We start from the raw sequence: 19,303 nt of genomic DNA, 5'->3' as shown, positions 1-19,303 counted from the left end.
TAAACAAGTTATGTATATATACTAGCTTACATTAAGTAAGTGATAACTTTTATCAAGGAGGATAAAATGAATAAATCATTTGAAATTGGCACATTACTTTTAAGGCTTATTACAGGTATTATCTTTTTTGTTCACGGTTTATCAAAGTTTCAGGGAATGGAGGGCACCATCCAATTTTTCGGCAGCATAGGCCTTCCAAGCTTTATGGCGTATGTCATCGCAGCGATTGAACTCATTGGCGGAGTGCTTGTCTTCTTCGGATTGGCTACACGTATTGTCGGTGTACTGTTCGCCCTTACACTGATCGGCGCCATCATCACTGTTAAGCTGAAAGCGCCATTCATGGGCAATGCAGAATTTGATTACCTTCTGCTTTTGACATCCATTCACCTGGCGCTTACTGGAAGTCGATTTCTGGCGCTGGATCCATTTGTGTTTAAAGGAAAAAAGAACGGAAACGTTTCAGCATAAGAAAAGAGGCATGCAGCATGACCAGCATTCATGAGGATACACACATTGGCTATGCCAAACTCACAATTCGCAGTCTGGAGCGTTCGCTTCAGTTCTACTGTAACGTCATCGGTTTTCAAGTCTTAAAAAAGACGGATCGCCAAGCTGAATTAACGGCTGACGGGAAACGCGTACTGCTTATTCTTGAAGAAAATCCGAGCGCTGTCGTCTTTCCTGAACGGTCTGTGACAGGCCTTTATCACTTTGCGATTCTTCTTCCGGACAGGAAGGAACTTGGGATCGCGCTCGCCCGCTTGATTGAACACGGCATTGCTATCGGACATGGGGACCATGCTGTCAGCGAAGCGCTCTACCTGTCTGATCCTGACGGAAACGGCATTGAAATGTATGCTGACCGCCCCCGCAGCACGTGGCAGCGTGATCTGGAAGGAAACTATGTCATGACGACAACCGCTGTTGACATTGAGGGCCTTCTGGAAGAGGCAGGAGATGAGCGGAAAGCATCGCTTCCGAACGATACAATCATCGGACACATTCATCTGCATGTCAGTGATTTGAAAGAAGCAAAGGCGTTTTACACAGATGTACTGGGCTTTGACATTGTCGGAAACTATGCGGGCATGTCCGCCCTCTTCGTTTCAGCCGGGGGGTACCACCATCATATCGGCTTAAACATTTGGGCGGGAAGAAATGCGCCGCCTAAACCGACAAATGCCAGCGGACTAGACTATTACACTGTTGTCCTGCCTCACCAAGAGGAGCTGGTTTTAGTGGCGAACCGAGTCAAACATGCCGGGTATTCGATTGAAGAGACGGAAAACAGTTTTCGTGTGAAAGACCCTGTTTCCGGCGCCTATATTACATTTGTGATTTAACTGCAATCCCCTTGCCGAAAAAACGGCAGGGGGATTTTTTATTTTCCAGAAACTCCTGTCAAAAATGCCCTCAGGCAGGTATGATAAGAAGGGAATTGGGTATCGGGAGTGATGAGCGTGAAGGCTCTTTTTTTTACTAGGATTTTCACCTTAATGGTAAGCTGTTCGGTTTATTTTTTTCTTGTAGAGGATGACAGCTGGTTTGAGTATTTGTTCATCGCTGGCGGTGCAAGTGTATTCTTAGCAAATCATCTCTTATTAAGGGTACAGAAATATGCAATTATTTTTTGTCTAATTGATATTGCAGTTGGCTTTTCGTTCGGTTTCATGTTTCCGGGTACAGGTTTATATATTACATTGCTCAGCCCGGTTGCAGTTACCTTTTTTCTGAAGGGATTTGACCGAAAAACTGTATGGTCTGTCCTGTGTTTTTGTTTTATGATGTGGCTGATTGTTCTATTACGCACATATCATATGCTTGGTGATGAATATGTGATGGATCATTGCATCAGCATGACATTCGTTGTCTTCTGCGGTGTCGTGGGCAAATTAATCCGCAAGCTGTTGGAGGCTCAGGATACGGCAAAACAGCAGTTTCAGGAACTGACGGAGTCCCATCTGGCGCTGTCTGCTGCACATCAGGAGCTCCATTTATATGCGAAGCAAGTTGAAGAGCTGACTGCCATTTACGAGCGGAACAGAATGGCGCGGGAAATCCATGATACAGTGGGGCATAAAATGACGGCTCTTCTTGTCCAGCTGCAGCTTTTGCGTGAATGGCAAAAAAGAGACAGTCAAAAAGCGGATGAGACAGTAGGTGTCTGTGAAACACTTGCCCGTGAAGCGCTTGATGATGTCCGCTTATCAGTACGCACTCTGCAAACTGAAAACGATCCTTCGCTAATCGAATCGCTGAAACAGCTGACAGAGGACTTTTGCAAAAATGCAGGAGTCACAACAGAATTTGCGGTCAGCGGCGATCCTGCAATCATCCCGCTGTCTCTCCATCCGACCCTGATCAGAACGGCGCAGGAAGCACTGACCAATGCCAAACGGCACGGCGGCGCCACAGCTTGTTCGATACAGCTTGCCTGCACAACGGACAGCATCAGCCTTGTCATTAAGGATGACGGCAAAGGCAATCCCGAGGCAGCACTTGGTTTTGGCCTCTTGAATATGAAAAAGCGGGCAGCGGAACATGGCGGAATGATCCGCTTTGAAAGCGAACGGGATCAAGGATTTACTGTGAATGCAGAATTTTCACTCGCCAATAAAAAATGGAGCTTCAGGCCCGTGCAGCAAAAGGAGAGTTTATCATGATTAAGATCATCATTACCGACGATCAGGATATTGTCAGAGAAGGGCTGGCATCCCTGCTCCAGCTCCGAGAAGAGCTCGATGTGATCGCAACGGCGCGAAACGGACAGGAAGCATTCGAAAAGGCGAAAGAGCTGGAGCCGGATATCGTATTAATGGACATCCGCATGCCGGTTTCCAACGGGGTGGAGGGAACAAAATTAATCACAAGCTCGCTGCCCGGTGTAAAGGTTTTGATGCTGACAACCTTTAAGGATTCAGCGCTGATTGCTGAAGCGCTTGAAGAAGGAGCAAGCGGGTACCTGCTGAAGGATATGTCGGCAGATACGATTGTAAAAGCGGTGATGACTGTTCATTCTGGCGGAATGGTGCTTCCGCCGGAATTGACTGCTCAAATGCTGAATGAATGGAAGCGTGAAAAACAGCTGAAAGGAATAAATGAGATAGAAAAACCTAAGGAGCTGCTCGGCCTGACCGAGCGCGAAATCGAAGTTCTGGCTGAGCTGGGGTACGGGCTGAATAACAAAGAAATTGCCGAAAAGCTTTACATTACAGAAGGCACAGTCAAAAACCACGTTTCAAATATTATCAGCAAGCTGGCTGTCAGGGACAGAACCCAAGCCGCCATTTACTCGGTCAGATATGGTGTATCTGTCTTTTGACATATGACGTTTTGCATATACGCTTCTCTGAAAAGGCCTTTTACAGGCCTTTTTTTCATGCCCTATGTTCTATCTGCCGCTACATGCCGCACGCCTTTCTTTCTTCTACAATGGCAATGGATCAAAAAAGGAGTGAGACGACGTGCTGCAAGCAGAAAATATCAAAAAGGCATATGGGAAAAAAACAATCGTGAAAGGCATTTCTTTTTCCCTCCAAAAGGGGGAGTCGTTCGGTCTGCTCGGGCCAAACGGTGCGGGGAAGTCCACAACCATCTCGATGATTTCCGGCCTTGTGCCGCATGACAGCGGGAACATCACGGTGGGCGGCTATGTCATCGGAAAAGAAACGGCCAAAGCGAAACAAAAAATCGGCATTGTTCCGCAGGAAATTGCATTATATCCGACGCTGACGGCTCATGAGAATCTTATGTTTTGGGGGAAAATGTACGGACTTACGCACGGTGAGGCCAAAAAAAGATCGGCAGAGGTCCTTGAATATGTCGGTCTGACTGAGCGGGCTAAAGATAAGATTGAAACATTCTCCGGGGGGATGAAACGAAGAATCAACATTGGTGCGGCTTTAATGCATAAGCCCGAGCTGCTGATTATGGATGAACCTACTGTCGGTATTGACCCTCAATCGAGAAATCACATTTTAGAAACGGTTAAACAGCTCAACGAAACGGGCATGACGGTGATCTATACGAGTCATTACATGGAAGAAGTTGAGTTTTTATGCGACAGGATCGGGATAATTGATCAGGGAGAAATGATTGCGATTGGCACAAAAACTGATTTGTGCAGCCGCCTTGGGGGCGATACCATCATTCAGCTCACGGTCAGCGGGATCAATGAAGCGTTTCTTGTGGCGATCCGTTCCCTGGCTCATGTGAATGATGTAACAGTCCAAGAGTCAGAGCTCAAAATTGACATTTCTGCGGCCCATCATGAGAAAGTCGTCACAAGTCTGCTTGCTGAAGCTGCTGCTCATCATATAAACCTGCTGTCCCTTCAGGTGCAGGAACCGAATCTGGAGCGCCTGTTTCTGAATCTGACCGGCCGCACGTTGCGGGATTGAGGAGGGACGGCAATGAAAAAAAGCATATGGATCGCATGGAAAGATGTCAAAATCAGAATCACGGACAGAAAAGGGTTTATGATGCTTATCCTAATGCCGCTCATCCTAACGTGTATTTTAGGGGCGGCGCTCGGATCAGTTGTTGACGGAGGCAGCCGGATTGATGACATCAAAGTCGGCTACATTCAATCAGACCAGTCAGATGCAGCGAACATGTTTACAAAAGATGTTCTCAAAAAAATGAAGTCGATAAAGGCCACAAAAGCCGGCAGCGAAGACAAGATGAAAAAACTGCTTGATGAAAAGAAAATCGATGTAGGTATCGTCATCCCCAAAAATTGGGAAGCCGGCAAAACCTCAGCTGTTGTTTATGCCGCTCCTGATCAAACATTGAAAACTTCCATCATCGAAACAGCTGCAAGCTCTTTTATAGAGCAATATAAAGCGGTAAAGGAAGCCGCGTCAGCCTCAATGGACTACATCAGCAAAACGGAAGCTGTAAAGCAAGGAAAACTTGACCCTGCACAGTTTGCAGAAAAGCTGGTAAAGACGCTTGAAAAAGAAACAGGTGACAAGCTGACTATTGCAGAAAAATCTGTCGGCAGCAAGGCCGTTACCAGTTTTCAATACTATTCGGCGGCAATGCTTTGCATGTTTATGCTGTTTCATATGACAGTCGGGGCGAAATCGTTTTTACAGGAAAAGGATACGGAGACGCTTGCCAGAATGCTGATGACGCCTGCGCAAAAATCCGTCATTCTCTTCGGAAAATGGTTTGGGACGTATCTGTTTGCCATCATACAATTTTTCATATTTCTGATCGTCACAATCAATGTATTTGGTGTGGACTGGGGCGGTAATCTGCTTTTCGTGAGTGTACTCGGGCTTTCTTACGCCGCAGCTGTATCTGGTATTTCAATGCTGCTTGCGTCGTGCATCAGCGATATGAAAACTGCAGATGCGATAGGCGGCTTCGGCATTCAATTGCTTGCGGTTCTCGGCGGGTCCATGCTGCCGCTGTACCAATTTCCGGACGTCTTGCAGTCTGTATCCAAAGCGGTGCCAAATCGCTGGGCGCTTGACGGCTTTCTTTCTTTAATGGAAGGGGGAGGCTGGGCTGACCTTCAAAAGCCTGTGCTTCTTTTTGCGGCGATCGGCTTTTGTTCACTTGTAATTGGTATCAGACGGCTTCATACAAGATAAGGAGGTACAAAAGGTGAAAAAAATTCTAGCCATTTGCGGCATTGAGCTTTCTCTCATTTTTAAGAAGCCACAGAACTATTTGATCATGTTTGCTGCCCCGCTTTTGCTTACCTTTGTATTTGGGAGTATGCTCAGCGGCAATGATGATAAGGTGCGGCTTGCAATCGTTGATCAGAACGATACGATTCTCTCACAGCATTATATTCGGCAGCTGAAGGCACACGATGATATGTATGTATTCGAAAACATGTCTGAAAGCAAAGCGTCAGAAAAGCTGAAACAAAAGAAAATTGCCGGGATCATCGTCATTTCCCGCTCGTTCCAGACACAGCTGGAAAAAGACAAACATCCTGAACTGATTTTCCGTCACGGCCCTGAGCTGTCGGAAGCGCCGATGGTCAAACAATATGCAGAAAGCACATTGGCAACGCTCAATATTCAGGTGACCGCGGCAAAAACGGCATCGCAGACAGCTGGAGAGAACTGGAAGGCTGCGTATAAAACCGTTTTCGCCAAAAAACATGAAGATACAGTTCCGGCTGTAACACGACAGACGCTCAGTGATAAAAAAGAGGGTGCGGAAGCAAGTGACACAGCCTCCAGAGCAGCAGGGTTTTCCATCCTGTTTGTCATGCTGACCATGATGGGAGCGGCTGGAACCATTTTAGAAGCAAGAAAAAACGGCGTATGGTCCAGATTGCTTACAGCCTCTGTCAGCCGAGCCGAAATCGGTGCTGGGTATGTGCTGTCCTTCTTTGTCATTGGCTGGATTCAATTTGGCATATTGCTTCTCGCAACCCATTGGCTGTTTGGCATCAACTGGGGGAATCCGGCTGCGGTTATGGTGTTGGTGTCGCTTTTTCTGCTGACCGTTGTCGGCATTGGATTGATGATTGCGGCCAATGTCAGAACGCCAGAACAGCAGCTTGCGTTCGGTAACTTGTTCGTCATCGCAACATGTATGGTTAGCGGGATGTATTGGCCGATCGACATTGAACCGAAATTGATGCAATCCATCGCTCAATTTCTTCCGCAAAAGTGGGCGATGAGCGGGCTGACGGAGATTATCGCTAACGGTGCCCGCGTCACAGATATTCTCGGAATCTGCGGCATCTTGCTTGCTTTTGCAGCAATCACTTTCGTAGCGGGGCTTAAGGCGCTCCGAGCCTAAAAAACATCTGCCGTTTAGGCAGATGTTTTTTTGCATGTGGGTACATTCGTATGGGTGCAGCCTGAACTGCGGTTAATCCTTATCTATCATAGCTAAAATTGATTCCAGCCAAGAAACGTAATTTTTCTCCCGCTCCAGCGCTTTCGTCAGCACAAGATAGTGGCCGAAGTCCGGTGAAGAAAATGACATCGGCTCTGCTGAAGCCATAAGCTTTTCATAGCTTCCCTGTAAGTCAGAAAGCTTGGCCTGGCGTTTTTGCAGCTGGTCTTTGAACAAATCAGAAGCCTCCTGGCGCGATAGACAAGAAATGAAATAAGCCTTCAGCATAAATTCATCCTTCACCGTCTCGGGTATCGGCTGGTGGCGGATCAGCCAGTCATGCAGCTCCTGCTTTCCGCTGTCTGTCAGGGTGTACATCTTTTTCTCCAGCTTTGTGCCCTGAATCGTTGTCCGGAACGTGATAAATCCTTCATCCGTCAGCTTTTTGAGCTCAGGGTAAATCTGGCTGTGCTTGGCGCTCCAAAACTGGCCGAGCTCCTCTTTAAAATAACTCGTAATATCGTATCCACTCAATTCGCCTTTTCGCAAAAGCCCTAATATGGCGTATTTTAATACTCTCATGCTATCCTCCGTGTCTGGCTGTTTCGCAAAACAGATGAGCCGGTGCTCAACTGTGATTCTAACTGCCTATTCCCCTTATTATAGAAAAGGGAGGAAGGGAACACAACCGGGCTCTTTGGAAATGAAGATAAAAGGTTTGTCAGAAGGTATCCGATTTATCTCCGTCAATATAAAAGAGATTTAAATTTAATTTTCAGAAAAAATATTAACCATATTGATTTTTTATGTATAATAGGAAATTGGTGGTATAAACATTTTAAGGGGGAATAAACGTGAAAAAAGTACTTATGGCATTCATTATTTGTTTATCGCTGATTCTATCTGTTTTAGCCGCTCCGCCGTCTGGCGCAAAAGCTGAATCAGTACATAATCCTGTCGTTCTTGTTCATGGAATAAGTGGTGCATCATACAACTTTTTCGCTATTAAAAACTACTTAATTTCTCAAGGCTGGCAAAGCAACAAACTGTACGCAATTGATTTTTATGATAAAACAGGAAATAACCTAAATAACGGCCCGCAGCTTGCTTCATATGTTGACCGTGTTTTAAAAGAGACGGGGGCAAAAAAAGTAGATATTGTGGCTCATAGTATGGGAGGCGCCAATACGCTGTACTATATTAAATATTTAGGCGGGGGCAATAAGATTCAAAATGTCGTAACGCTTGGAGGGGCTAATGGTTTAGTGTCATCAACGGCGCTGCCGGGTACAGATCCTAATCAAAAGATCCTCTATACATCTATTTACAGTCTCAATGATCAAATTGTAATCAATAGCTTGTCTCGGTTACAAGGAGCGCGAAACATCCAGCTTTATGGCATCGGTCATATTGGCTTGCTCTCTAATAGCCAAGTGAACGGCTATATCAAAGAAGGGCTGAATGGCGGAGGCCTCAATACAAATTAATATCTTCATAAAAAACCTGCAGTCTCCGTTACGGCAGGTTTTTTGCATTTTTCTAGCAATCTCGTCTGAGAAAGATACACCAATAAGCCAGAGGGGTTTATGACCTTAGTCTATCATGCATACGTCAATTTATGACATCAGGCACTTTTTCAAATAGAGCGGACATGTTAAGGTACAACCATCGATTTCTATCAATTTGAAATAAAAGGAGCGCTGTTATGCAAATTAAAGAAATTTTTATGATCCGCTGCATTTCGTGCTTAAGTGTCGTCTTGCTCCATATCATTTCAATGGTCCTGATGCTTCAGGCAGAAGCTCTTGCAGATATTTCTCACACTGTTGATTCTTTCCGAACACTCCTGATGTTCAGCACGCCCGCTTTTATTTTCATCTCTGAATTTTTACTGGCCCGTTCTTATCCTGATGGGGTGCCTGACGGTTTTTTAAAGAAGCGGGGAAAAGTGATTTTTGTTCCTTTTTTATTTATCGCGGCCATCGATGCGCTGCTGATGACCAGTGCGATGGGGGGAGAGGTAACCTTTCTCGCGTTTGTGCAAAAATATCTGGCGAACGTATTCTTAGGAAACTTTATCGGATACTTCATTCTCGTCATCTTTCAATTTTACATGCTGCATATGATGTTTCATGAGTATTTGAAAAAAGCATCGCCGAAATGGGTGCTGTCTATCTCATTTGTGGTGACAGCCGCTTATTTAGGCTATTTCTCCGCAGCCAGCCCGGCTCCTGCTTCTGAAGAGGGCGGGGCATTTCCGTTCTTCTGGGTTCCGTTCGCAGGCTGGCTTTTCTACTTTTGTCTAGCCTACTATTGCGGAAAAGAATACAAGCGTTTTTTAGCGCTGCTGAACCAATACCGCTGGGTAGTGTACGGCGCCGCAATTGCTTCTGGGGCGCTGGTTGTCACTGTTTCTTATGTGGGTGAAATCGGCATGATCAGCTCAAAGCGGCCTGATATCATGCTGTATTCAACAAGCGTGATTTTCCTGTGCTTTCACTTGTTTTCCAAAATGAAGCATGTGCCGAAAATTATGATGTTTATCAGCAACTATTCCTTTTCGATTTATCTGCTTCATGCCTATTTTATGATTATAGGCTACGTGTTGCTTTTGAATATACCCGACATTCCTGCCGTACCGGCTGTTCTCCTGTTGTTTGCCGTGTGCACAGCCGGCCCGATTATGACCTCATGGGCGCTGAATAAGTTCAAATACGGGTATTTATTTGTGGGGAAAATTTATCAGCCAAAACAGAAGAAGGTAACAGTCGAAGTGCGTGATCACGCAGGGTGAAAAACAAGCGGCAGGGGGGCTCCTGCCGCTTGTTGTGTATTAAATCATACAGTATACACAATCTTTTTCTTGTAAAATAAAGGAGAAGCTTGAATAGAAGGGAGAACATGCATGACATCAGTCAATCTAAGCTACCCAATAGGAGAATACAAGCCGAGGGAATCCATATCGAAGGAGCAAAAAGATAAATGGATTCAAGTGCTTGAAGAAGTGCCGGCAAAATTGAAGCAAGCTGTAGAGGGCATGACGGACAGCCAGCTTGACACACCGTACCGGGACGGTGGATGGACCGTTCGGCAAGTTATTCATCATCTGGCTGACAGTCATATGAACAGCTATATTCGTTTTAAATTGAGCTTGACGGAAGAGACACCGGCTATCCGTCCGTATGATGAAAAAGCATGGTCGGAGCTAAAAGACTCGAAAACGGCAGATCCGAGCGGCTCACTCGCGCTTTTGCAGGAGCTTCACGGAAGATGGACGGCTCTGCTCCGCACCCTGACGGATCAGCAATTTAAGCGCGGATTTTATCACCCTGATACAAAGGAGATCATTACCCTGGAGAACGCGCTCGGCCTGTATGTCTGGCACTCACATCACCATATCGCTCATATTACGGAGCTTTCCAGACGGATGGGGTGGTCTTAACGCTTTTGCCGGCGGAAAGCCGGAATACTGATAGCAGCAATCACCAGAAGTGAGATCACAGCAGCCGCTGCATATAAATGATCATAGCCGCTGGCGACACTCGCATGAATGGCGTCGCTTATCGCGGTTTTGACTTCAGGAACGGGAATGCGTTCGATTTGTTCTTGTAAAGAAGAAACATCAGAACTGTCGATCTCCGGAATCATCTGCATCGCCTTTTCTGAATATCCGCTGTCCGATAAGTGGCTACTGATCTCATCACCTATTTGGTCAAACCCGGCTGTGATAAAACCTGCATAAAGAGTAGGCGCCAAGGTCAGTCCAATTTGCCTTACTAATGAAAGCGTGCCAAGAGCTGTACCCTTATTTGTTTTTGCCGCTTCTGATACAAGGACGTTCAGCGGAGCGCCTAACAGAAAGCCAAAACCGATCCCAGCTGCCACACTTGCGATCACAAACTCCCATTTTTCCGTCACCCAGAGCGGAAATAAAGCAAACCCCGCACATGAGATGATTCCCGAAAGAATAACGGTTTTTACAGGACCTTTTTTGTCGGTAAGCGCTCCGCCAAGCCAAGCGCCGATTCCGGAAGCCAACGCAAGCGGTGTCATCCAATAGCCTGCTTTTGCGGCAGGGACACCCAAATACTGCTCGACATATGACGGGATAAAAATGACTGCCGCCAAGAGCCCCCCGGATAACAAACCGATGATAAGCGTGCGCTGAAACATATGGTTTCGCAGCAGAGAATACGCCAAAATGGGATCGCCTCCTCGCATTTCAACTCTCTTTTCATACGAGATAAGCGCTGCAAAACAAAGTATGCCAAAAATAATACATCCATAAACCTCCGGATTCCCCAAGCTGTGTAAGAGATTTGCCCCGTCAAGGTTCGTCATGCCGTACATCACGGCTAAAATCGACAGGGATAGAAGGAAGATTCCGGCCGTGTCGAGGCGCTTAGCTTCAGGTGCTTTTGTTTCCGCGATAAAGTATGCGCCGAAAACAACCAATAGCACGGCAATCGGCAAATTAATCAAAAACAGCCAATGCCAAGACCCGGTCCAATCAAGCAGAAAGCTTCCGATATTTGGCCCGAGCACAGCGGCCATCCCGTTCATTGCGCCAAGCAGCCCAAGGGCCTTCCCCTGTTTTTCCTTTGGGAGAGTCGCGAGAATGTGAGAGCTGCCGATGATGAAAATCCCGCCGCCTCCAAGCGCCTGAATCAGCCGCGATATCAGAAAGAGCGGGAAGCTTTGGCTCAAAGCAACAAGCAAAGAACCAAGTCCGAACAGGCAAACCTCAATGAGAAAGAGTTTTTTTCTGCCGTAGCGGTCGGAAAGCTTTCCGACGATTGGCACACTGACGCTAAGACCAAGCGTATAAAGGGTAATGCCCCATGATCCCCAGGAAGGAGAGACGGAAAACGACTCGTTTATCGTTGTTAAGGCAGCTGAAATAATTCCGTTATCTAGCGCAGCCATAAATACACCAATCGTAAACAGGCTGATCGCCCACTTTTGGCCTTTCTGCTCTGTTAATGCTTCAGACATATTCATCAACTCCTTTTTTATTCATTCAAAGTATATTATTCATTTTAAATGAACTAAATGTCAAATAAAAAAAGCCTGCTCCCGCAGTTTGCGGATGACAGACTTACAGATTTATTCTTTTTTCGCTTTCTCTAATGCTCTTGAAAGGATAGACAGCCCTTCGGAAACAGCCTGCTTTTCTTCAGGGGACAGCAGCTCTAATGAACGCTTCAATTTCAGGTGGCCTTTTTCATACAAACCCCGGAAAATCTTTTTCGCATTCTCTGTCAACTGAACAACTACAGAGCGGCGGTCCTCTTCAGAATGTGAGCGTTTGACAAATCCTGATTTTTCAAGCCGGTCAAGCAGCCCAGTTGTATTGGACAGGGAAGCCCCCATTTTTTCAGCAATGTCGCTCACTTTCAATGTTCCATGGTTGTTTAATAGCATCAGCACCTTCATTTGCGGCATGCTCATATCCAGCTTCATCCACTCGGACACATCACCGAGCCCGGCGGACGTTAAGACTTTCATATAGAGCACCCATATTTCCCGTTCCTCCGATGAAAGAATGTTTTCGTTTAAGACTGTTGTATCGTGTAAATTATATTCCATTTCATCACTTCCTCATCATTCACTCCTCTTACCATATTACTCGATTTTCACTCCAGAAAGAAAGTGAGCAGAAACCGCATGCGGGACTTTGTCCGAAAAATAACGGTAGTGTATAATGAGTTGGAGATTATTGGGGGAGAGGATCGAACTAGAATATGATTGGAGAGACCATTGCTGATTAAAAAGAATGCTTTATCAATATTAAAAATCGTTTTTCCTATTGCTGTTTTGCTATTTGTTATTTATCAATCGAAAAAAGAACTGACAAATCTGTCTTTCAAACGTACGCTCATGGTCATCAACGGACTGGAACGAACGGACTTATTCATGCTTGTGTTGATCGGCTTGCTGGCTGTTGCGGCCATGTCGCTGTATGATTACGTCCTGAAATACTCACTGCGCCTATCGATCACAAACGGAAAAGTATTCAGGGTTTCCTGGATCGCCAATTCATTTAATAATGTGCTGGGCTTCGGCGGTTTAGCCGGCGTCGGGTTAAGAATGATGTTCTATAAGGAGCATACGAAAGACCATAAGGCACTCGTGAAAGGAATCGCCTGGCTCACATCATCTATGCTGCTCGGATTATCTGTTTTCAGCATTTTCGTCGCTGCGAGAGTGCTGCCAGTGGATGAAGTGATTCATGAAAAGCCTTGGCTATGGGCGGTCGTTATCGGTTTTGCGCTGATATTGCCGCTGTCTTTGGCGGTGTCCAAAATAAAAGACCGCAAAGCTGGGGACGAAGAGAATGCGGATAAAGTGAAAAATCCGATTTTCGCATATATTGGAGCTTCAGTTGTTGAATGGCTCATGGCCGGGATCGTCATCTATTTTGCTTTGTTCGCTATGGGCATTCATGCAGATATCAGGTATGTGTTCGGGGTGTTCGTCATTGCGGCGATCGGAGGAATGATCAGCCTCGTGCCGGGCGGCTTCGGCTCGTTTGACCTTTTATTTTTGCTGGGGATGGAGCAGCTTGGCTATCATCAAGAGGCCATCGTTACTTCTATTGTGTTGTACAGGCTCGCCTACTCATTTATCCCATTTATCTTGGGACTGTTCTTTGCCGCCGGCGACCTGACGGAAAATACAATGAAGCGGCTCGAAACGAACCCGCGCATCGCACCGGCAATTGAGACGACAAACGTTCTGCTTGTTGTTCAGCGTGCGGTATTAGTGAGAATTTTGCAAGGCTCGCTTTCCCTTATTGTGTTCGTAGCAGGTCTGATTGTCTTGGCCTCAGTTTCCTTGCCGATTGACAGGCTGACGGTTATACCGCACATTCCGCGCCCGGCGCTTTTGCTGTTCAACGGCCTGTCCTTAAGCTCAGCACTCATTCTGCTAATTTTGCCGATCGAGCTTTATAAACGGACAAAACGTTCCTACACGATGGCCATTACAGCGCTTGTCGGCGGCTTTGTGTTCAGCTTTTTAAAAGGGCTTAACATCAGCGCGATATTCGTACTGCCGATGATTATCGTATTGCTTGTGCTATTGAAAAAACAATTTGTCCGCGAACAGGCATCCTATACACTGGGACAATTGATATTCGCTGTGGCGCTGTTTACTGTGGCGCTCTTTAACTACAATCTGATCGCGGGATTTATTTGGGACCGGATGAAGAAGGTGCTGCGTCACGAATATTTCGTCCACAGCACCTCGCATATTACACATGCAACCATCATGGCGATCATTATTGTGCCGCTGTTCTTCTTGATATTTACAGTGGTCTATCATAAGAGAACGAAACCGATCGGAGAGAAAGCTGACCCTGAGCGTCTTGCTGCGTTTCTCAATGAAAAAGGCGGCAACGCGCTGAGCCATCTTGGTTTTCTTGGAGATAAGCGGTTTTATTTTTCCAGTGATGGGAATGCACTGCTTCTATTCGGGAAAATCGCCAGAAGGCTGGTCGTGCTCGGCGATCCGTCTGGCCAAAGAGAATCATTCCCGCTCGTGCTGGAAGAATTTCTGAACGAAGCGCATCAGAAGGGATTCAGTGTTTTGTTCTATCAAATTGAACGAGAGGACATGGCGCTGTATCACGATTTTGGCTACAATTTCTTTAAATTGGGCGAGGAAGCATATGTAGATTTAAATACATTTACCTTGACTGGGAAGAAAAAAGCCGGCCTTCGGGCAATCAATAACCGCTTTGAGCGGGAGGAGTATACTTTCCATGTGGATCATCCCCCATTTTCTGATGCGTTTTTGGAGGAGCTGAAGCAAATCTCAGACGAATGGCTCGGCTCGAAAAAGGAGAAGGGATTCTCGCTCGGATTTTTTGATCCTTCCTATTTACAGAAAGCGCCGATCGCCTATATGAAAAATGCAGAGGGAGAGATCGTTGCATTCGCAAATGTCATGCCGATGTACCAGGAGGGAGAGATATCGGTTGACCTAATGCGCTATCGCGGCGACGCTCCAAATGGCATTATGGACGCATTGTTTATCCGTATGTTTTTATGGGCAAAGGAAGAGGGCTGCACGTCATTTAATATGGGGATGGCACCCTTGGCTAATGTCGGCACTGCCTTTACATCCTTCTGGTCCGAAAGGTTTGCCGCTGTCATTTTTAATAATGTCAGATACATGTACAGCTTCAGCGGCCTAAGAGCCTTTAAAGAAAAATACAAACCGGAGTGGCGAGGGAAATACTTAGCGTATCGGAAAAACAGATCTCTTTCTGTCACCATGTTCCTCGTTACACGTCTGATTGGCAAAAGCAAAAAAGACTCCGTCTAATAAGACGGAGTCTTTTTTTTATTTCGTTTTTAAGAAGTAGGTTTCAATATCATCAAGCAGGTAGTTTGCGGCTTTAATTCCGCCTGCGGTTGTCCATACGACGTCATCGACTTCATGCGCATTACCTGATTTCACGGCCTTTAGGTTTTTCCATAGTGAACTGCTTGTCCACTGATTGGCCCATTTTTCATTTTCCTTTGCATTATCGGCTTTATAAGTGAAATAAAACAGCACATCAGCATCCATATCAGGAATAGATTCTTTACTGTCAGTTGAGAACGTAAATTGGTCCTTTTGTTTCTTGAACAGTTCTACTTGTTTTTCAGGGCGTTTGAAGCCAAGCTGGTCTAAAATAATCCCTGAGAATGAATCGGTATAATAGATTCTTGATTCACCGGATAAAAAGCGTACGACTGAAACGGTTTTGTTTGTCTGGTCGCCCAGCTTGTTTTTTAAATCAGAAACACGTTTATCAAAATCGGCAATGACTTCCTTGCCTTTGTCCGCCTTATTCACCGCGTTGGCGTATAGAGTCAGGTTATCCTTCCAGTTCCCAGCCAAAGATTCAGCAAAAACAGTCGGCGCAATCGCATTTAACTGATCATAAATTTTTTCCTGGCGCACTTTGTTTCCAATAATCAAATCAGGCTTTAATTCTGCGATGGCTTCCACATTCGGTTCCGTTTCAAGACCGACGTTTTTAACACCTTTCATGTCATCTTTCAGATAGTCATACCACGGGTCGCCCTTCCATGACTTTACGGCTCCGACCGGCTTAATGCCAAGCGCTAAGAGCGCCTCTGTTCCTTCATTAGTTAAAACAACAATCCGTTTTGGATTGGCGGGGATGTTGTCTGATGTCCCCATTGCATGTTTGACCGTTCTTGTTTTGCTGCTTGACCCCTCGCTGTTGCTTGAACTTTCTGAACTATTACAGGCAGAAAGTACCATAACGGCCATTAAAAATACGAATAGCATGCTGATATGCTTTTTCATCTTTTTCCTCCCAATATTGAAATTCATTATCATTTAGATCATAATAAGCAGTGTTAAGAGTGTCAATCCCTAATTGAGGATTATTCTCAAAAACAAACATTACATAGTAAATAACTAGGAGAATTAGATCATGATCTGCAAAAAGGCATCTTCAAAATGGATTATGTTAGTATGTCTGATTTTCATTTTACTGGCGGCTGTCTGCGCAAGCGTCGTGTACGGCTATACAGGTACGTCATGGAGACAGGTCTATCAGGCGTTTACTTCCTTCAATGGAACAAATGAGCATGTCATCATCAAGGATGTCAGGCTTCCGCGCGCTTTGGTTGCGACATTCGTCGGCGCCTCGCTTGCAGCCGCAGGCGCTCTCATGCAGGCGCTCACAAAAAATCCGCTTGCGTCACCGGGTATTTTCGGGATTAACGCCGGTGCAGGTTTTTTTATTGTTGCCGGATCGTTTTTTCTGCATATTCAGTCACCTCAGGCATTAGTATGGAGCTCGTTTCTGGGGGCAGCATTTACCGCCGCGATCGTCTATGCAGCAGGCTCGCTTGGGAGGGAAGGGCTGACGCCAATCAAACTGACGCTGGCGGGAGCTGCCATGGCAGCCATGTTTTCTTCTCTGACACAGGGCTTGCTGTCTGTCAACGAACTCGAGCTTGCCCAGGTGCTTTTTTGGCTGACTGGCTCTGTGCAGGGCCGGAGTCTGGATCTGTTGATGACGATGTTTCCATATGCAGCGGCAGCGCTGGTAATCTGCTTCTTTCTCGGCCAAAAAATTAATCTCCTCGTTATGGGAGAAGATGTGGCAAAAGGACTCGGCCAAAAAACAGGCCTGCTGAAATTTGTGATGGCGCTTTGTGTTGTCATGCTTGCAGGGTCCGCTGTCGCCATTGCCGGGCCGATTTCTTTTATCGGCATCATTATTCCGCATTTTGCCCGCTTTGTCGTTGGTAATGATTATCGCTGGGTTCTGCCATTTTCCGCTGTTTTGGGTGCCATTTTGCTTGTTTGCGCGGATATCGGTGCGCGATATATCATTATGCCTCAGGAGGTTCCTGTCGGGGTCATGACCGCCATCATCGGAATGCCTGTGTTTGTGTACATCGCAAGAAGGGGGGCGAAGCTATGAAACTTCGTTTTGGCGTTACTGCGGCTGAAAAGAAAGCATGGATCGTCTTTTTAATTTTACTGGGGTTAACAGCTGCTGTACTCATCATAAGCGCAGGTCTCGGACAAAGGTTTATTCCTCCCTGGGATGTAGCAAAAACATTCTTTGGTGCAGGTTCCAAGCTGGATGAACTGATGATCATGTCGTTCCGCATGCCAAGAATTTTGACGGCTTTATGCGCCGGTGTCTGCTTGGCAGCGGCAGGCGCGATATTGCAGGGGCTCGTCAGAAACCCTCTCGCATCTCCGGATATTATCGGAATAACAGGAGGAGCGGCGGTAGCGGTCGTGCTTTTAATGATGTTCTTCTCAGACCGCAGCAGTTCACTTACGATCAGTCTGTCATGGCTTCCAGCAGCCGCATTTATCGGCGCATCGGCTGTCGGGCTCATCGTCTATTTACTGGCATACAAAAATGGCGCCTCCACATTTCGGCTGGTGCTTATCGGAATCGGATTTTCAATGTCGGCGCAGGCGATGACTACCCTGTTGATGATCAAAGGCCCGATTTACCGGGCATCACAAGCCAATGTATATATCACTGGGTCAGTTTATGGGTCAAACTGGCAGCATGTAAAAATAGCTATTATCTTATCTGTCATTCTCTTATTCATTTGTTTTGTCGCGCTAAAAAATATGAATATACAGGTGCTGGGTGAAGATATTGCGGCGGGTGCAGGAAGCGCTGTGCAGCGAAATCGTTTTTTCTTGCTACTTTTGAGTACGGCTCTTACTGGTTGTGCAGTTTCAGTTGCCGGCACAATCGGTTTTGTCGGGCTGATGGCGCCCCATATTGCAAGACGGCTTGTCGGCTCATCTTATGGCGCCCTGCTCCCAGCGTCGGCACTTATTGGAGCTCTGCTCGTTTTAACAGCTGATATCGTCGGCAGAACCTTATTTGCTCCGGTGGAAGTGCCGGCCGGCGTCTTTACAGCGGCTATCGGCGCACCTTATTTTATTTATTTGCTCTATAAAACAAGAAATTCTTGATCGTTACACCCATTTTCTTAAAAAAGAAAATGGGTTTTTTTTATAATGACTGAAGATTCGTAATTATTTTTGCTATACTGACAGAGACATTGATAAAGAAAGGGCGGCAGATGAATGAAAGAAGCAGAGGTATTAAAATATGAAGCATTTACAAGCAGTCCCGGTAAAGGAAACCCCGCAGGCGTCGTTTTGCGGGGAGACGTTTATACGGAAGACGAGATGCAGATCATAGCTGAGCGTGCCGGGTATTCAGAAACCTCCTTTATCCGAAAAAGCGAGTCGGCCGATCTTGAACTCCGTTACTTTACACCTGGACACGAAATGAATTTGTGCGGTCATGCGACAGTTGCGTCTCTTTACGCATTATGTGAGAAAGGAATGCTGGAGAGCGGTAAAACGTACAGCATCCAAACGAAGGCCGGTATCCTGCCTGTGAAGATTTCTGAAAAAGATGGCCGTATTCATATCACGCTTGAACAGGCCTCTCCGCAATTCAAACCATTTACAGGAGATCGGAGAAAACTTGCGGACGCACTGGGTATCACCGAAGAGGATTTTCATGAAGACCTTCCGATTGTGTTTGGCAGCACTGGCATATGGACAGCCATCGTTCCGCTTAAATCATTGGAGGCTTCCAAAAAAATGGTGCCAGATAACAAACAATTTCCGGAAGTGCTAATTGATCTGCCAAAAGCTTCAGTACATCCGTTTACCTTTGAAACCGTTCATCCCGACAGCGACCTGCACGGACGCCACTTTTCATCCCCGTATTCGGGAACGATTGAAGACCCCGTGACCGGCACAGCATCCGGCGTGATGGGGGCTTATATGAAACATTATGGCAATGCCGAGCAGCATAAATTTATCATTGAACAAGGGCAGGAAATTGGAAAAGACGGAAAAGTGGAGATCGAAATGAACGAAGCCGGCGGCCATGTGAAAGTGAACATGACAGGAACAGCTGTTTACTCAGAAACCCGTATTCTTAAAATCTAATACG

The 19,303-nt window shown here is 46.1% G+C and carries 18 protein-coding genes; 14 read left to right on the top strand and 4 right to left on the bottom strand.

Translation table 11 applies throughout. The annotated features are described in order from the left end of the window. Window positions 1–66: 66 nt before the first annotated feature. From catD to lnrN, 7 genes are all read left to right on the top strand, one after another. Entirely contained in the window at window positions 67–471 is a 405-nt protein-coding gene (gene catD / locus M1D94_RS16845) for a DoxX family oxidoreductase CatD (protein ID WP_049140598.1), read from the top strand. Window positions 472–488: 17 nt separating this feature from the next. Then, entirely contained in the window at window positions 489–1,346 is an 858-nt protein-coding gene (catE, locus tag M1D94_RS16840) for a catechol 2,3-dioxygenase (protein WP_049140597.1), read from the top strand. A gap of 117 nt (window positions 1,347–1,463) precedes the next feature. Then, window positions 1,464–2,666, top strand: a complete 1,203-nt coding sequence (locus tag M1D94_RS16835; protein WP_080351437.1) for a sensor histidine kinase — start codon at window positions 1,464–1,466, stop codon at window positions 2,664–2,666. Continuing rightward, entirely contained in the window at window positions 2,663–3,325 is a 663-nt protein-coding gene (gene lnrK / locus M1D94_RS16830) for a two-component system response regulator LnrK (RefSeq protein ID WP_032726622.1), read from the top strand. Before M1D94_RS16835 ends, lnrK begins: the two co-directional genes overlap by 4 nt. A 142-nt stretch (window positions 3,326–3,467) precedes the next feature. Continuing rightward, window positions 3,468–4,403, top strand: a complete 936-nt coding sequence (lnrL, locus tag M1D94_RS16825; protein WP_124073280.1) for a linearmycin resistance ATP-binding protein LnrL — start codon at window positions 3,468–3,470, stop codon at window positions 4,401–4,403. 12 nt (window positions 4,404–4,415) lie between these two features. Continuing rightward, window positions 4,416–5,606 carry a linearmycin resistance permease LnrM gene (gene lnrM / locus M1D94_RS16820; protein ID WP_161986665.1) on the top strand — a complete coding sequence of 397 codons (1,191 nt, stop codon included), beginning with the start codon at window positions 4,416–4,418 and terminating at the stop codon, window positions 5,604–5,606. 13 nt (window positions 5,607–5,619) lie between these two features. Then, entirely contained in the window at window positions 5,620–6,777 is a 1,158-nt protein-coding gene (lnrN, locus tag M1D94_RS16815; protein ID WP_282627470.1) for a linearmycin resistance permease LnrN, read from the top strand. Window positions 6,778–6,849: 72 nt separating this feature from the next. On the opposite strand, the gene padR is transcribed toward lnrN, so the two are convergent. Beyond that, window positions 6,850–7,398: a transcriptional regulator PadR gene (padR, locus tag M1D94_RS16810; protein ID WP_003233588.1), complete on the bottom strand. Its 549-nt coding sequence runs from the start codon at window positions 7,396–7,398 to the stop codon at window positions 6,850–6,852. A 272-nt stretch (window positions 7,399–7,670) separates the two neighbouring features. Between padR and estB the strand changes: the two genes are divergently transcribed. The 3 genes from estB (at window position 7,671) to bstA (ending at window position 10,258) form a co-directional block, all read left to right on the top strand. After that, window positions 7,671–8,303 (top strand): esterase EstB, encoded by a 633-nt coding sequence (estB, locus tag M1D94_RS16805; RefSeq protein ID WP_003243184.1) that lies wholly within the window; start codon window positions 7,671–7,673, stop codon window positions 8,301–8,303. A gap of 218 nt (window positions 8,304–8,521) precedes the next feature. Then, the gene (locus M1D94_RS16800; protein ID WP_101501781.1) at window positions 8,522–9,610 is read left to right on the top strand and encodes an acyltransferase family protein; all 1,089 of its coding nucleotides are present in this window, start codon (window positions 8,522–8,524) and stop codon (window positions 9,608–9,610) included. A gap of 111 nt (window positions 9,611–9,721) precedes the next feature. Next, window positions 9,722–10,258: a bacillithiol transferase BstA gene (gene bstA / locus M1D94_RS16795; RefSeq protein ID WP_003233581.1), complete on the top strand. Its 537-nt coding sequence runs from the start codon at window positions 9,722–9,724 to the stop codon at window positions 10,256–10,258. Here bstA and M1D94_RS16790 read toward each other — a convergent pair. Next, window positions 10,255–11,811, bottom strand: coding sequence for an MFS transporter (locus tag M1D94_RS16790; protein ID WP_103803360.1), 1,557 nt, complete (start codon window positions 11,809–11,811; stop codon window positions 10,255–10,257). The genes bstA and M1D94_RS16790 overlap by 4 nt on opposite strands. A gap of 111 nt (window positions 11,812–11,922) precedes the next feature. After that, complete coding sequence (locus tag M1D94_RS16785) at window positions 11,923–12,405, bottom strand: MarR family transcriptional regulator (RefSeq protein ID WP_003233577.1); 483 nt, start codon at window positions 12,403–12,405, stop codon at window positions 11,923–11,925. Between the two features lie 171 nt (window positions 12,406–12,576). On the opposite strand from M1D94_RS16785, the gene mprF reads away from it, so the two are divergent. Continuing rightward, window positions 12,577–15,147, top strand: coding sequence for a bifunctional lysylphosphatidylglycerol flippase/synthetase MprF (gene mprF / locus M1D94_RS16780; protein ID WP_014476202.1), 2,571 nt, complete (start codon window positions 12,577–12,579; stop codon window positions 15,145–15,147). A gap of 18 nt (window positions 15,148–15,165) precedes the next feature. Here mprF and M1D94_RS16775 read toward each other — a convergent pair whose 3' ends face one another. Beyond that, window positions 15,166–16,143, bottom strand: a complete 978-nt coding sequence (locus M1D94_RS16775; protein WP_014476203.1) for an ABC transporter substrate-binding protein — start codon at window positions 16,141–16,143, stop codon at window positions 15,166–15,168. A gap of 130 nt (window positions 16,144–16,273) precedes the next feature. Here M1D94_RS16775 and M1D94_RS16770 point away from each other — a divergent pair, with 130 nt between their 5' ends. The 3 genes from M1D94_RS16770 (at window position 16,274) to M1D94_RS16760 (ending at window position 19,299) form a co-directional block, all read left to right on the top strand. Continuing rightward, window positions 16,274–17,275, top strand: coding sequence for a FecCD family ABC transporter permease (locus M1D94_RS16770; RefSeq protein ID WP_101501785.1), 1,002 nt, complete (start codon window positions 16,274–16,276; stop codon window positions 17,273–17,275). Then, entirely contained in the window at window positions 17,272–18,303 is a 1,032-nt protein-coding gene (locus tag M1D94_RS16765; RefSeq protein ID WP_003233568.1) for a FecCD family ABC transporter permease, read from the top strand. Before M1D94_RS16770 ends, M1D94_RS16765 begins: the two co-directional genes overlap by 4 nt. Window positions 18,304–18,417: 114 nt before the next feature. Continuing rightward, window positions 18,418–19,299, top strand: coding sequence for a PhzF family phenazine biosynthesis isomerase (locus tag M1D94_RS16760; RefSeq protein ID WP_125121377.1), 882 nt, complete (start codon window positions 18,418–18,420; stop codon window positions 19,297–19,299). Window positions 19,300–19,303 lie beyond the last annotated feature (4 nt).

The sequence above is a fragment of the Bacillus sp. JZ109 genome (genome assembly GCF_053903135.1).
The sequence above is the reverse complement of the archived record's forward strand: the minus strand, read 5'-3'. Positions and strand labels throughout refer to the sequence as shown.

Coding starts and splice junctions, on each gene's coding strand:
- catD (WP_049140598.1), top strand. CDS start 67: ATGAATAAATCATTTGAAATTGGCACATTACTTTTAAGGCTTATTACA.
- catE (WP_049140597.1), top strand. CDS start 489: ATGACCAGCATTCATGAGGATACACACATTGGCTATGCCAAACTCACA.
- lnrK (WP_032726622.1), top strand. CDS start 2,663: ATGATTAAGATCATCATTACCGACGATCAGGATATTGTCAGAGAAGGG.
- lnrM (WP_161986665.1), top strand. CDS start 4,416: ATGAAAAAAAGCATATGGATCGCATGGAAAGATGTCAAAATCAGAATC.
- padR (WP_003233588.1), bottom strand. CDS start 7,398: ATGAGAGTATTAAAATACGCCATATTAGGGCTTTTGCGAAAAGGCGAA.
- M1D94_RS16800 (WP_101501781.1), top strand. CDS start 8,522: ATGCAAATTAAAGAAATTTTTATGATCCGCTGCATTTCGTGCTTAAGT.
- bstA (WP_003233581.1), top strand. CDS start 9,722: ATGACATCAGTCAATCTAAGCTACCCAATAGGAGAATACAAGCCGAGG.
- M1D94_RS16790 (WP_103803360.1), bottom strand. CDS start 11,811: ATGTCTGAAGCATTAACAGAGCAGAAAGGCCAAAAGTGGGCGATCAGC.
- M1D94_RS16785 (WP_003233577.1), bottom strand. CDS start 12,405: ATGGAATATAATTTACACGATACAACAGTCTTAAACGAAAACATTCTT.
- M1D94_RS16775 (WP_014476203.1), bottom strand. CDS start 16,143: ATGAAAAAGCATATCAGCATGCTATTCGTATTTTTAATGGCCGTTATG.
- M1D94_RS16770 (WP_101501785.1), top strand. CDS start 16,274: ATGATCTGCAAAAAGGCATCTTCAAAATGGATTATGTTAGTATGTCTG.
- M1D94_RS16765 (WP_003233568.1), top strand. CDS start 17,272: ATGAAACTTCGTTTTGGCGTTACTGCGGCTGAAAAGAAAGCATGGATC.
- M1D94_RS16760 (WP_125121377.1), top strand. CDS start 18,418: ATGAAAGAAGCAGAGGTATTAAAATATGAAGCATTTACAAGCAGTCCC.